Raw genomic sequence first — 12,485 nt, 5'->3', positions numbered from 1 at the left:
TGGTGGCTGCAATTTTGTAAAAGCTGGTTGTACTTGAGGTAGAAGGAGACGAATCTAATGGCCGAAAACGCGTCAGAAGTCTCAATTGTTGTAGAAGAAAAACTAGAATTTGGGCTTGTAGTCATTCGTGGATCAATGGCTCCAGTGTCTTTACAAGCTTCTGGTGCGCGACGCTCGAACTTTCAGAAAGCTGTATCTGCGGTGATTGAAAAGGATACAAGCGGGCTTTTTACGATGGATGTGAAAATTGAGCTAGAATGGTATGTTCCAGTATCCACACGATACGAAACACATTCCATTCCTGATCTTGATAACGTGCTCAAGCCTCTTATAGATGCTATCAGCGGGCCAAATAGACTGATGATTGATGACAATCAAGTTCAGTCAATATCGGCCGCTTGGATGGACGTGCGTCTCGATGGCGTATCCTTTGAGCTACGAGTGTCGAATCTTAGCCACCAATCCCTCTCCCCACGCACTGGTCTTTACTTTGTCGAAGTGGCTCCGGGTATCTGCATACCGCTTTTCGATAGGTATCGGGGCGAATTCAATGACGCGTACGTGCAGAATTTTCAATTTGCCGATTGGACAAGGCGAGAGTCTATCAAGGCGGGTATGTCTGCGGATCGTGCACTCGCCGTAATGCCGGACCAGCGCATTTTTCCTCGAGCCCGCCTAGGGGGGTATTTGGTTGAGACAACGCCATTCATGACATCAGATTCTTATCAAGCTAAAGTGCGAGAACTTCCGCGCAGGCAGGGGGGGAGCTTACTCTTCCCACCCGCCGACGACTAATTTGTCGATCGGTGATAACGCCAATGGGCTGATGAGTGGCGCAGTCCGTGCCGGCGAACTGGGAGTCCGTGTCAGAGCCAGCACCATGGCGGCGAGCCGACTGACTGACGCTGCCAGCGGTCTGCAGTTGCAGTTGCAGTCGCGGGGCGGTTTGCGGGTGCGCGTGCGTATTCTGGGCCGTGGGCTTGCGTTCGAGGCATCTGATGCCCCTTCGGGTTAAGACCGATAATCGACGTTATGTCAGTTTGTTCGCACACACTCCGCCCGACGGGCTCCGAGGTGTGGTCGCACACGAGCCTCGGAACCCGCCGGAGTCACGCCGGCTAGGCGCCGGGTGCGAGGCCGAGCTGCGTGAGGATGCCGAGCTCGTCGCTGCTTCCCCAGCGCTCGGCGAGCTTGCCGTCGACGAAGGTGCTGATCTGCATGCCGCGGATCTTCACGGACTTGCCCGTCGGCGCGTGGCCCTGGAACACACCGGTCTGCGTGCCGGTCAGCGTGTAGGCGAAAGCGACGCTGTCGTCGTCCGCGACGAGCTTCTCGACCTCGAGCGCCATGTCGGGGAACGCGGTCCGCAGGTCGCCGAAGAACGCGGCGTATCCCTCCGGACCGGGTGCCTGGCCGGGCGCCGGGTCGTGATCGACAGAGTCGGGCGCGACGAGTGCGTCGAACGCGGCAAAGTCGCCGGCGTTGACCGCCTCACCGAAGGCCTGCTGGGAGGCGATGTTCTGCTCGCGAGTCATGTGCTGTCACCTGTTCTGCACCGGTCCGGTGCCTCGAGGAGTGGTGCGGGTCGTCAGCGACGGTACGCAAGCCCGTCGAGGGCGGTACAGGGCTTGCGCGCTCCCCGGGCGCTTCCCACTGCCGATTCTCATAAGCGAGATTATGTCAGTTTCCACCCGGGCACGCGCGACGCTTCGTCGGACGCCGACGTTCCCTGCTGTCTGGTTCGCCCGATCAGACCACGTCGGAGCGCCTGCTTGTCGGACCTCGCTGGAGCTGTGTCTCACGGATCCACCCACTCCAGGCCGGCAGCGATCGCGCGGGCCCGGTTCTCGAGGCCGGTGCCGAAGCAGCAGTAATCGTGAGTCGTCTCGATCTGCTGGTGCGGGAACATCACCACGCGGTTCCAGTTGAAAGCCATCTTGTAGACCCTGACCATGAATATCTTGGTCTGCCTCTGTCGGCGGCCGTTCTCCGCCCGAAAGATCCTGTGCGCCACGCGGCTGAGCGCTGTGTGTGTCTGCTGCTCGAGTTCGTCAGGCACGTCAGCCCGAGGTCGCGGTAGCGCTTCGCTGCTCCACTCCCCTCAGTTTCCCGCTCATCGTGCATGGCTGCGCAACTCGTTGAGTGGAGCGCCCAGTTCAGTGACGGCCATAATCTAATGAGTAGCCGCGCCTTCGTCTCTCACGTGCGCCAGATTGCTACGTGGTGGGCCTCGAAAGGTGGAGATTCAGGAGCGCTAGAAGAAACATCTCGATTCTTGGCAGACCATCGAACGGTTAGCTGCTTGTCTAAGAAAGATTCGGGAAGAACAACTTTCTCGTATTCTTCGCTCCAGGAAAACACTGTCAGATTTTGATGGTCGGTGGAGAAGCCGTGTAACACGATCGACTCGTCAAAGCCGACCGGAGCCTCCACCGGGCCCTGTTCAAGGCTGACGCTCAGCGTGACGCGTCCAACAGAGCACCCCGCGTAGCCTTCTATGCCTTCGGGCGTTATTCGAGCAACTCCGTTTCGCGGATCCCAAAGATCTTCTGATAATCTATCCGTCTTAAGTAGAGACAGTATGTGATACTGCACGGCAACTATGTATTCGTACAAGTTATGCAACCACCTTCACGTAAAACACGCGACCCTCGACCACGCGCTGGCTCTTATACCAATTGCCGAGCGACGCACCCGCGCTCCTGTTTTCACTTAGGCTAATCATACATATACTGAAGCCTTTTGCTCCAGTCGCGGAGCCGCGAGGGTATGTACTTGGAACTTCGCATCCCGAAAATGTTCGCATACCCCACTGTGCATTTGATGATCCACCTTCCCGCGACGACGCAAAGGGAAACTCATCGCAGTCCTTCCCGTCAGGACGTGGCAGGCCAGCAATCGAGGGGCAGGAGGTTGACCGATTAGCGGCAACGATGGACTCGTCCATTGTTCTCGTCAGAGGCTGTTCTGGTGATCCGCCAGGTAGACCGGACGCGAGCGCCTGGTCTACATGCCTGGTGAATTCCGGAAGGGCCGCGCGACTATAGGTAATGAAGGGAATGTAATTGGCTTTGGTGCAGCCCGGTGCTTTCGACGGAATACTATTGTCGCAAAGATCGCGATGAGTGCCGGGGTATGTTCCCGCATTTTGTCCAGCTGTTCGCCACAGCAGTGACCAGGAGTGGTTCATCGGCACTGCATAGTTTGCGCGGAATGCATCAGTACTCGTGCTGTACCTGCCCGTGAACGATATTTGATTGACGTACTTGTATACGGCTCCGACGACCGGGAAGAATGCTGGAACATACGAGATGGATTGTGAGCAACTGCCGCAAACGGTGCGAGCGTCAACAGAAATGGTGCCGCCCGTGCCCCATACGCTACTAACAGACAGCTCGAGGTAGTGATCTGCGATCGCATTTGTGGTCGATGTGTAGCTATAGTCGATCAGGTAATAGCTCAGCCCCCCGAGAGGTGTGCCGGTGGTGTTGTAAGACGTGACGGTCCCTGTAGACGTCGCGCACTGCGATGTCAGTGTATAAAGAGTGCCCTGGTTCACATTAGCGGCGCACCATTCGGGAACCACAATTGCGGGCTCCGCTTCCCTGAGACCTGTGCTGGATCGGCTCAGCGGGGAGATAGGTCTGTCGATGCTTTCGCCGCGTTCACCAACTCGCGCGCATAATGCTGACCCGGGCTCACACTCACTAACTGAACCCGCCGATGGAGCTCCAGCTTCTCCTTGCGCAACGAGCGGTTCGCTGGCAGCCGGTACTGACTCGCCCGGACCCTCTGCAACTGATAGCTGTTGTAGCCCGACGCTACTCATACGATCCGGCATTTCCGACGCGGAGGCGAAATCGACGGAGCCGAGCAGAATAACTAGGAAACTCAGCAGCAGCGCGGAAACACGTCTCATGGAGCCATCCTGGCCTGGACATGGCTGCGCCAAGGCGTTCTCGGCTCAATTTTGCGCGTCCGACGGGAACATCCCGGTCGGCGGTGCGGTGTAGGGCAGCATGTCGCCTGGCCGGTTCTCGTCGGTCGACGTCGCGAACGGGCCGTTGGGTGAGAGTAGGACTCTCATGTGAGGGTCGAGGTGGTTGATCCAGTAGGCGCTGAGTGAGCCGGCGCTGGTGCGGATCTCTTCCCACATTCGCCAGAGGGCTTCGATGCGGGTCAGCGCCTCGACGCTGCTCCACCACTCAGCCGCCCACCGATCGCCGGCCGCCTGGCCCTTGGCTGTCACTCGGCGCCGGTAGGAGGGCCGGAGGAACTTGCGGACCCACTCGTCGGCGGATCCGAAGTACGTCGCCGGTACCTCTTCCTCGTCCACGTCTTCCACCTCGATGGGGTGCAGGCTGACGGGTCGGACCGGGGCTGAGAACGCATCCGTGTCGACGTCGAACAGGTCCTCGTCGCTCATCGCTCGCTCCGGAGAGTCTCGTCCTGGTCCGCGTCGACGTCCGCCACTGGCTGCGCCTCGAGCGGAGGCATGACCGTCACGACGGGTGCGACGGGTGCGGTGTTCGCGGGTGCGCTGCTGGCGTCGTGGGCGGCGATGGAGGCGTTGATTGCGGCGACCTGCTCCTTGGGGCCGTTGTACCAGGGCACGGTGTCGACGAGGGCGGCGCGGGAGCCGGAGGAGAGCATGATTGCGCGGCCGCGGCTCATGCTGGTGAGGTCGGCGACTTCGAGGATCTTCTCTCGGCGCAGCGCGGAGGTGGTGGAGCGGACGCCCTTGTTGTAGCTGGCGGAGGTGGTCTCTTTGTCGTAGGTGCCGATCAGTTCGGAGAGGGTGCGCAGGAACTCGTCTTCCGCGACTCCGCCGGCGTAGAGCTTCACGTTCGCGGCGGACCAGAGCTTGAGCATGCCTTCCTTGCCGAACACGCCGACGCCCTGGGACCAGGACTGGAACACGGCCATGATCGGGATTCCGCGCGAGCCGTAGTGCGAGTACAGGTCGGGAAGGTCCTTCCACCGGCAGACGTTCGCGGCCTCGTCCAGAACGGCGACGAGCGGCGTCGCGAGGCGCCCGCCTCGGGAGCGTGCTGCGTGCTCCTCCGCGGCCTCGATCGTCGCGGCGGTGAGGGCGGTGACGAGGGGGCCGGCGGTGCCGGCGCCCTCCTTCGACAGCGAGTACAGCGTCTCCGTCGACGTGACGAACGTTTCCGGGACGAACTGGAGACGGGTGTCGTTCGGGCGGGCGTTCACCCAGTCGGCGGTCGCGGCGCTCTTCAAGCACACGGCCATGCCCTGGGCGGTCGAGTAGATGCCGTCGCGGGCTTTCTCGGCGGTGTTCATGATGCCGCGGACGGCTCGCGCGTTGGTCGGGTAGCCGTTGTCGTGCAGGAGCTCGACGGGTGTCTCGTCCTCGACGGAGGTCAGCCAGAGCAGCACGTCGCTGATCGGCCGGTTGCCGGCCGCGGCCGCGAGCAGCAGGTCGGACAGCAGCTCTTGGCCCTTGCCGTCGAAGTAGGCGTCGGTCTTCGCGTTCATCGTCCGAGTGCCGGAGGCGAAGTGCGTCGCGAGCTTCGCGGCCTTGGTGTCGTCGGTGACGTAGGAAAGCGGGTTCCACCACCAGGTCGCGTCCTCGAACGCGACTCGCTGCGGGTCGAAGACCCACACGTGGCCCTTGGCGGCGCGCACGTCACGGGTCGCGTCGAGCACATCGCGCTTGTTCGACGTCGTGACCACAGCGCCCGGGGCGGCCATGATCGCGGGGATGACGAGCGAGGTCGACTTGCCGACGCGGGGGCCGGCGATCAGCAGCATCATGTCCTCGAACGAGGCGTAGAGCATCTGCTTCCCCAGGTGCAGCCGGCCCACCGGGACGCCGGGGTTCTCAGCGACGCCGAGGCGGGCGGACTTCTTCAACGCCTCCTTGCGCATCATCGGCGCCAGATCACGCGGCGTCGCCATGTATCGGGCGGCGTGGTCCACGCTCGAGCGGTTCTTCCGCCCGAGCGAGCGCATCCACACGACCCAGAGGCCCACGAGGACGATGATCGCGACGGCGGCCGCGGCGATCATCGTTGCGGACGTCGACCACACCACGCGGCCGCGGAACAGGCCCGAGATGATTTCGAACGGGTCCGAGGGCAAGCCCTCGTTCACGCCGTCGAGCTTGGAACCGACCGCGACGGCCACCCAGACGATGCCGATCGCAGTGATCGCCACGAGGGCGGCGCCGAGCATCAGGGCGTCGTTGTTGGCCTTGCCGGGTTCGCGGCGGCGGTTGTTGGCGGTGGCGCTCATGCGGACTCCTCCGTGTAGATCGGGCCGGCCCACCGCGGGGTGCAGTCGTTGGCGGGTGCTTGGTGCGAGGTCCCCCAGGAGAGGACCGCGAGGCCCCGCTCCACGAAGGAGACGGGGAGGTCGGTCGTGTGGAAGCCGTGCTCCCCCGGCGCCGCTCGCTGGCAGGTCCAGCGGTAGCCCTCGAACGCGAGCGTCGACGGGCAGCTCACGCGATCACCCGGTCCCACTGGTCCCAGGCGACGAAGCCGGCTAGGAGCCCGACGCCGGCCCAGCAGAGGGTGAGCAGGAACCGGTCGCGGTCCGCGGTGCGCTGGCGGGCGCGGATCGCGCTGATGATCGAGGCGCCGGCGGCGCCGGCCGCGACGCAGCTCGCGCCGAGAGCGACGAGAACGCTCACGGCAGGATCTCGACGTTCACGGGATCGGTGGGCAGCGGCTCCGCCGCGCGTCCGGCACGGGAAGTCGCGTGCCAGAGCTTGTTGGTGTCGTTGACCTCCTTCTCCGCCGCGGTCAGCTCGACGCGCACCGGGATCCCGGGACGGCCGCCGACCTTGATCAGGAAGCGGCCGCGGCCGGGAGGCTCGGACTCGTGGCCGGACACGGGGTCCCAGGCGGGCGGGTCCTGCCAGGAGGTGAGCATCCCCTGCTCCGCGATCGACATCGGCACCGCCGACGTCAGCAGCGGCATCTCAGCACCGGGCAGGCCACCGCAGATCACCATGCCCGAGCGCTCCACGAAGCCCTTCGCCTTCATCTGGTCCTCCTGCGATGCGAGCGCGAGGAGGTCCGACATCGTGTGGCTGATCATCGCCAGGCCGACACCGCGCGCGCGGTTCAGGCGGGTGAGCGCGTCGACGCGATCGACCATGCCCTTGCCCGCGCGCAGCGCCCGCCACAGCTCGTCCAGGATCACGAAGTAGTGCCGCTGCGGTTCGAGCTCCGCGTCCGCGAGAGCGGCCGCGACGTTGACGGTCCCGAAGCCGGCCGACCAGCAGGCGAGGAGGATCGCGGCCTGGAGGTCACCTTCGGAGTCGTCGATCGAGGACACGTCGTAGACGACGGGCCGGTCCCGGCGCATCGGCGTGGTCGTCTGCTTCGAGAACACCTCGCCCAGGCGTCCACCGGTGGTGAGGCCGATGAGGGAGGCTTCGAGGTTCTCGGTGACGTCCTTGTACTTCTCGATGTTCCCGCGGTCCAACGCGACCTGACGAACCTCGTCCGGCGCCTCCTGTATCACGCGCAGGAGGTCCGCGAGGACCGGCACTCCCTGGTGGTGCTCGTCCAGGTACTTCAGCGCCCGGTCGATGATCGTCTCTTCACGGTCGCTCGGCGGCTGGGAGCGGAGGATCGTCAGGAGCGCGGCGACCATCGTGTGTCGGCGGCCGTGGGCGTCCGCGAGGACCTGGTGCGCGAGGCGCTGCACCTTCGCGGCGTGCTTGCGCAGCCGGCCGACCTCCGCGATCATCGCCGCGGTGTCGTCGGAGACGCCGAGCGCGTCGACCTGGTGCGCGAGCTCGTCGGCCCGCTCGAGCGAGCGGTCGGCCTCGTCACGGAGGCGCTGCGCCGCCTCCGACGCCTCGCCGGGGTCGAGGATGTTCAGGTAGCCGCGGCCACGGCCGAGAGGGATCACTTGCCCGTCGAGGGCTTCGATCAGATCCACGTAATCCGGCTTCAAGTCGCCTAGCACGAGCGGGATCGTGCCGTATCCGGCGAGGCCGGCGGCCATGCGGCGGGTCAGCGAGGACTTCCCGAGGCCGGGCTTGCCGAGCACGAACATCGACGGGTTGCTGATGAGGTTTGCGCGCTGGAACCAGCTGATCGGGTCGCAGCAGACGGAGGCGCCGGTGGAGAGGTTCTTCCCCAGCGGTACCCCGATCATCGGCGTACCGGTGCCGACGGAGAACGGGTAGAGCCCGCACACCTGGACGGTCGTCCCGCGGAACTCGTCTGCGGCCGTGACGTTGACGGCTTCACCGCCGCCGCGGCCGAGCCATCCGCGGATGCTCGGGCGCAGGGGACGGCGCAGCGCCGTCCCCTGGCTCTTCTTCTTCCCGCCGTGCGGGATCTCGATCTTCTTCCCTTCCCGGCGCCGGGTGCGCGGGGTGGTGCGCTCCCTGGTGAGTGTCGGCCGCTGCACGATCGCCGCGGCCGGAGCTCCGCTCTGCCCGCGCGCTGCTCGCTGCGAGGGTGTGGCCGTGTCGGTGCCGGGCTCTGCCGAGGACGACACGGCACCGGTGGGCAGGCCGTCGCCGGTCAGCTCCTCCCCCGTCGTGTCGCCGTGGGCGGCGGTGACCGCTCCGTCCGGCAGGGCGTCCTCGCCGGGTTCGAGCTCGTTGTCGCTGTTCGAGGAGAACAGGCGGGTGATCAGGCTCACAGGGACTCCCTCACTTCGGTGGGCAGGCGCAGGTGACGCGGGAGCACGAGGCCCAGCGGCAGACCCGCAGCGAACACGGTGTCCTGCGACCCGAACGCCGGCCGCACCCGAAGACGCGCTGCGGCGGTCAGCGAGTCGATCGCCGCGCGCGCGTCCGCTTCGTGCACGGCGTCGGTGGTCGTCGCGGTGACGATCAGGCCGAAGTTGAGCAGGCCGGCGCCGGAGGCCTCTTCCGCCGCGGTCGCCTGGGCGGAGCGGGTGGAGAGGGTCGAGCGGGCGGTGGGCTTGGTCGACGCGGAGCTGTTGAACTGCGCCGCGTTCAGGTCCGCCTCCACGATCGCCGCGGCGCGGGCCGGGTCGATGGGGCGGTAGAGCAGGGTGACGCGCTTGCGGGCGACGTCGCGGTGCGGGGCCAGCAGACGGGCAAGGATCCCGGACTGCACGACACCGCGCGGCGGGGAGGTCATCGTCCACGACGTGGACACGGCGCCGTCGTGCCGGTACGACTCCCACCGGGACTCCGCGGCCGCAGGGCCGACGTCCGTCCAGGACAGCTCGGGCACATCCCCGGAGGCGCGGGCCTCATCGATCAGGACGGCGGCGGCGGGGTCGTAGGCGACGCGGATCACCTCGCACAGCTCCTGAGCGCCGAGCGGCCGCGCAGCGCCCGCACCGGTGGCGGCGAGGCTGGTCGTGAGCCCGGGGAGGCGGGCGGCGAGGTCGGCGGCGACCTCCTTCGCGTTGCGGCGCTTCCCGCCGATGCGGGAGAGGGAGGAGAAGGTGATCGCGACGTAGGCGCGGATCGTGGCCGACCCGACCGGGTAGCTGCTGACGACCTCAGAGAGCATCGCTCGAGCGAACTCCGGCGTATCCGGGTCCATCGACCCCTCGACCTCCGACCGCAGCCGCGTACCGGTATCGGGGGCCGTCTCGACGGTGACGGAGGCCGCCTCGATGCCGGGCTCGTCTCCGAGATTGGAGAGCCAGATGCCGTACTCCGCGACCTGGTTGTTGACCTGCTCCTGATCCACCAGCGCGGCCCCGTCCGGCTCTGTAGCGATCACGACGGTGTAGTGCTTGGTCGAGGGGACATGTACGAGAGCGAATCGGCGCCCGTGCGAGTCCTCGTGCTCGGAGAGCTGCGACGCCGCAGCCAGCCCGGGGAGCTGGAACGTGCCCCACTTCGCTCTGCCCGCGGGACCGGAACGGTAGACGTTCGCTCCCTTGGCCTTCGTCCGCATCCAGTTCACGCGATTCACCGTCCTTCCGAGGGCGCTCTGCCCGTGCTTGTCCTTCACCGAAACCGTCAGCAAGATCCCGCCGAAGATCGCGGCGACGACGAGCGCGGCCCCGAGGCCGGAGAACATCGACGCGATGATCGAGGAGAGGATGCCGACGAACAGCACGCCCGTGGCGAGCTGTCCGAGGCCGCCGAGTCCCGCAGTCTGCGGGCGACGCCAGTTGCCGTACGTGCGCGGCGCCTCAGCGCTGCGCGTGGGAGTCGTCGTGCTCATCAGTTCCCGCTTCCGTTGGCGCCAGTGGCGTCGTCCGTGGCGGCCTTGACCGCTCCTGCTGCGTGCTTCGCACCCTCGGCGGCCTTCCCGGCCACCGCAAGGCCGACACCGATCGGGCCTCCTGCCGCGGCTGCGGCACCACCGCCTGCCGCCGCACCGCCCGCTGCCGCGCCACCGCCGGCCGCAGCTCCGCCAGCTGCGCCACCGCCTGCTGCTGCGCGGCCGCCTGCACCGGACGCGGCCGGAGTCGCAGCGGGTGACCCCTTGCTGCCGGCGGAGGCGCTGCTGCCGGACGGTGCGGAGCCGAAGCCGCCGCCGCCGGGCGTTCCTCCGCCCCCGCCGCTGTCACCTCCGCTGCGCGAGCGGATCGCTCCGCTGGCAATCTCCGCCGCTCCACCGGCCGCGGCCGCACCGAGCAGGAGGCCGGCCCCGCCACCACCGCCGCCCACCGAGGCGACAGCGGGGACGAGGAAGCGCATCAGAGCGGGCAGGGCTACGAGCGCGATGAGCATCAGCGCGAGGCCGGTGACGATCTGGAACAGCCCGGTGCCGTCCGACTTGAACAGGTCAGTGCCGGTCATTCGGAAGGCGATCGCGTAGACGATCGCCGCGGCGGGCTTGTAGAGGATGAAGGCGAGGGTCCAGGCGAGGGTCTTCTTGAACCACTGCTGCCCGATCTCGGTGTTCGTCGCGGCCGCGGCGATCGGGAAGATGCCGGCGAGGACGACGAGCATCGCGCCGCGGAACACCATCAGCGCGATCTGAACGTATGTCATCAGCACGGCGAGGATCCCGAGGAGGAAGAGGCCGATCAGGCCGATGGGAGCGGTTGCGGTGAGAGAGATCATCGCGAAGACGTTGGTGCCGAAGCAGTTGCTCTCGCCGTTGGTGACGTCGCAGTCGGTGGAGTTGTTGAGGATCCAGACCGAGAACGCGTCCCCGGCTTGCGTGGCGAGGCGGATCACGACGAGTCCCGCTCCGGCGACGGCGATCAGCGTCAGCACCGATCGGGCGAGGGTGCGCAGCTCGCCTGCGCGCTGCGTCCACACCATGCGGCCGGCGGCGACGAGTATCGAGAGGATCGCGAGCCCGCCGGCGTACCACTCGAGCTGCCCCTGCACCCAGCCGACGGTGCTCGAGGACTCGTTCAGGTGCAGGGCCAAGGGCAGGAACCCTGTCACGAGTGCGGACGCGGAGGAGAGCAGGAAGACGGCGAAGATGATGACGCCGATGCGTCCCATGTGCGCTTCGCCGTCGCCGTGGCGGCGACGGGTGCTCATCATGACGCCGGCGATGATCAACGACATGACCGCGAGGCCCGCGGCGACCCACGTCACGTAGCCGAGGATCGTCTCAAACGCTTCGGGAAGAGGCGGTGTGCCGCCGCCGTTAACGCCGCCTCCCCGGTCGACGACGGTCACCGGGGAGGGAACGTTCACCCAGAGGGTGCCGAGCGAGACGACCGCTTTGCCGAAGCCCTCCAGGATGTTGTTGACGAACTGCTGCAGAGCGTCGTTCGACGCCTGCGAGACGACGTTGCCGATGCCTTCTCCGGTCCAGCAGAGAACGTCGACGACGGAGCACGGCTCTTTGTCGGGGACTGGGGTCATGTGGTGCCGCTCCAAGGGAGGTAGCCGCCGAGGCTCTGCAGAGCGACCGGGCGGAAGGTGGGGAGTCCGTCGTCGGTGAGCACGAACTTCCAGTCGCCCTCGGACCAGCTGAGGGCGTAGGGGAAGCTGATGAGACGTCCGTCGGAGATCTGGAAGGCGATGTCGATGGTGGCGTTCTGGCCGTCGTAGGCGAGGACTTTCACGCCGGCGATCTGGGAGCTCAGGCCGGTGTTGCTCTGAGTGGTCTCGCGGGCCAGCGCGGCGTCTCGACCGGGGCCGGGGACGGTGAGGCGTTCGGTGACGAGGTCGCTCAGACGGCCGTCCGTTCCCATCGCCCAGAGGTTTGCGACCGCGAAAGCTGCGCCTTCCACGGTGTGCGCGAAGCAGCTGCGGACTCCGTCGGCGTCGACGACGCCAGGCCCTGCATCGTCCGAGGAGGGCGCTGCCATGGTCCCGACGATGGTCCACTCCGCGTCGGGTGCGGCAGCGAGGCTGCCGCTCTCGTCGAGTCCAGGGAGGCCGCAGATGCTTGCAGCATCGGCGTCGAGCTCTGAGGCCTGGGAGGTGGGCGTTGCAGTGGTGGCGGGCATGGCGGTGCCCTGCCCGCCACCACTGTCCAGGGACGTGACGGCGAGCAGGATCGCGGCCAGGACGAGAATTCCGAAGACGATCGCTCCGAAGATGAATTCTCGACTGGTGAACGGGTTGCGGGACTGCGTGTCGCTCATGA

The 12,485-nt window shown here is 66.1% G+C and carries 13 protein-coding genes; 1 reads left to right on the top strand and 12 read right to left on the bottom strand.

Annotation, left to right across the window (positions count from 1 at the left end):
• The first annotated feature begins 57 nt into the window (after positions 1-57).
• Complete coding sequence (locus tag ASG06_RS19705) at positions 58-795, top strand: RusA family crossover junction endodeoxyribonuclease (protein ID WP_082499399.1); 738 nt, start codon at positions 58-60, stop codon at positions 793-795.
• Positions 796-1,118: 323 nt separating this feature from the next.
• Here the strand turns inward: ASG06_RS19705 and ASG06_RS17585 are convergent, their stop codons facing one another.
• The 12 genes from ASG06_RS17585 to ASG06_RS17540 form a co-directional block, all read right to left on the bottom strand.
• Positions 1,119-1,535 carry an ester cyclase gene (locus tag ASG06_RS17585; protein WP_056045707.1) on the bottom strand — a complete coding sequence of 139 codons (417 nt, stop codon included), beginning with the start codon at positions 1,533-1,535 and terminating at the stop codon, positions 1,119-1,121.
• A 263-nt stretch (positions 1,536-1,798) separates the two neighbouring features.
• Entirely contained in the window at positions 1,799-2,059 is a 261-nt protein-coding gene (locus ASG06_RS17580; RefSeq protein ID WP_056045704.1) for a hypothetical protein, read from the bottom strand.
• A gap of 140 nt (positions 2,060-2,199) precedes the next feature.
• The gene (locus ASG06_RS20095) at positions 2,200-2,595 is read right to left on the bottom strand and encodes a hypothetical protein (RefSeq protein ID WP_156466051.1); all 396 of its coding nucleotides are present in this window, start codon (positions 2,593-2,595) and stop codon (positions 2,200-2,202) included.
• Positions 2,596-2,617: 22 nt separating this feature from the next.
• Complete coding sequence (locus ASG06_RS20705) at positions 2,618-2,947, bottom strand: NucA/NucB deoxyribonuclease domain-containing protein (protein WP_442965620.1); 330 nt, start codon at positions 2,945-2,947, stop codon at positions 2,618-2,620.
• A 1,017-nt stretch (positions 2,948-3,964) separates the two neighbouring features.
• Positions 3,965-4,426, bottom strand: coding sequence for a DUF4913 domain-containing protein (locus tag ASG06_RS19695; protein ID WP_082499397.1), 462 nt, complete (start codon positions 4,424-4,426; stop codon positions 3,965-3,967).
• Positions 4,423-6,258 carry a type IV secretory system conjugative DNA transfer family protein gene (locus ASG06_RS17570; RefSeq protein ID WP_082499396.1) on the bottom strand — a complete coding sequence of 612 codons (1,836 nt, stop codon included), beginning with the start codon at positions 6,256-6,258 and terminating at the stop codon, positions 4,423-4,425. Before ASG06_RS17570 ends, ASG06_RS19695 begins: the two co-directional genes overlap by 4 nt.
• Positions 6,255-6,467: a hypothetical protein gene (locus ASG06_RS17565; RefSeq protein ID WP_056045702.1), complete on the bottom strand. Its 213-nt coding sequence runs from the start codon at positions 6,465-6,467 to the stop codon at positions 6,255-6,257. The genes ASG06_RS17570 and ASG06_RS17565 overlap by 4 nt, the downstream gene beginning before the upstream one ends.
• Positions 6,464-6,655 carry a hypothetical protein gene (locus tag ASG06_RS17560; protein WP_056045699.1) on the bottom strand — a complete coding sequence of 64 codons (192 nt, stop codon included), beginning with the start codon at positions 6,653-6,655 and terminating at the stop codon, positions 6,464-6,466. The genes ASG06_RS17565 and ASG06_RS17560 overlap by 4 nt, the downstream gene beginning before the upstream one ends.
• Positions 6,652-8,259: an ATP/GTP-binding protein gene (locus ASG06_RS20330; RefSeq protein WP_197409460.1), complete on the bottom strand. Its 1,608-nt coding sequence runs from the start codon at positions 8,257-8,259 to the stop codon at positions 6,652-6,654. The genes ASG06_RS17560 and ASG06_RS20330 overlap by 4 nt, the downstream gene beginning before the upstream one ends.
• Positions 8,260-8,627: 368 nt before the next feature.
• Positions 8,628-10,145, bottom strand: a complete 1,518-nt coding sequence (locus tag ASG06_RS17550; RefSeq protein ID WP_197409456.1) for an SCO6880 family protein — start codon at positions 10,143-10,145, stop codon at positions 8,628-8,630.
• Positions 10,145-11,755 (bottom strand): hypothetical protein, encoded by a 1,611-nt coding sequence (locus ASG06_RS20325; RefSeq protein WP_162239039.1) that lies wholly within the window; start codon positions 11,753-11,755, stop codon positions 10,145-10,147. Before ASG06_RS20325 ends, ASG06_RS17550 begins: the two co-directional genes overlap by 1 nt.
• Positions 11,752-12,483 carry a hypothetical protein gene (locus ASG06_RS17540; RefSeq protein ID WP_056045697.1) on the bottom strand — a complete coding sequence of 244 codons (732 nt, stop codon included), beginning with the start codon at positions 12,481-12,483 and terminating at the stop codon, positions 11,752-11,754. The genes ASG06_RS20325 and ASG06_RS17540 overlap by 4 nt, the downstream gene beginning before the upstream one ends.
• Positions 12,484-12,485: the final 2 nt, after the last annotated feature.

The organism is Rathayibacter sp. Leaf185, assembly GCF_001423885.1.
In the GTDB taxonomy this organism is placed as follows: Bacteria; Actinomycetota; Actinomycetes; order Actinomycetales; family Microbacteriaceae; genus Rathayibacter.
The sequence above is the reverse complement of the archived record's forward strand: the minus strand, read 5'-3'. Positions and strand labels throughout refer to the sequence as shown.

Coding starts and splice junctions, on each gene's coding strand:
- ASG06_RS19705 (WP_082499399.1), top strand. CDS start 58: ATGGCCGAAAACGCGTCAGAAGTCTCAATTGTTGTAGAAGAAAAACTA.
- ASG06_RS17585 (WP_056045707.1), bottom strand. CDS start 1,535: ATGACTCGCGAGCAGAACATCGCCTCCCAGCAGGCCTTCGGTGAGGCG.
- ASG06_RS20705 (WP_442965620.1), bottom strand. CDS start 2,947: ATGGACGAGTCCATCGTTGCCGCTAATCGGTCAACCTCCTGCCCCTCG.
- ASG06_RS19695 (WP_082499397.1), bottom strand. CDS start 4,426: ATGAGCGACGAGGACCTGTTCGACGTCGACACGGATGCGTTCTCAGCC.
- ASG06_RS17570 (WP_082499396.1), bottom strand. CDS start 6,258: ATGAGCGCCACCGCCAACAACCGCCGCCGCGAACCCGGCAAGGCCAAC.
- ASG06_RS17550 (WP_197409456.1), bottom strand. CDS start 10,145: ATGAGCACGACGACTCCCACGCGCAGCGCTGAGGCGCCGCGCACGTAC.
- ASG06_RS20325 (WP_162239039.1), bottom strand. CDS start 11,755: ATGACCCCAGTCCCCGACAAAGAGCCGTGCTCCGTCGTCGACGTTCTC.
- ASG06_RS17540 (WP_056045697.1), bottom strand. CDS start 12,483: ATGAGCGACACGCAGTCCCGCAACCCGTTCACCAGTCGAGAATTCATC.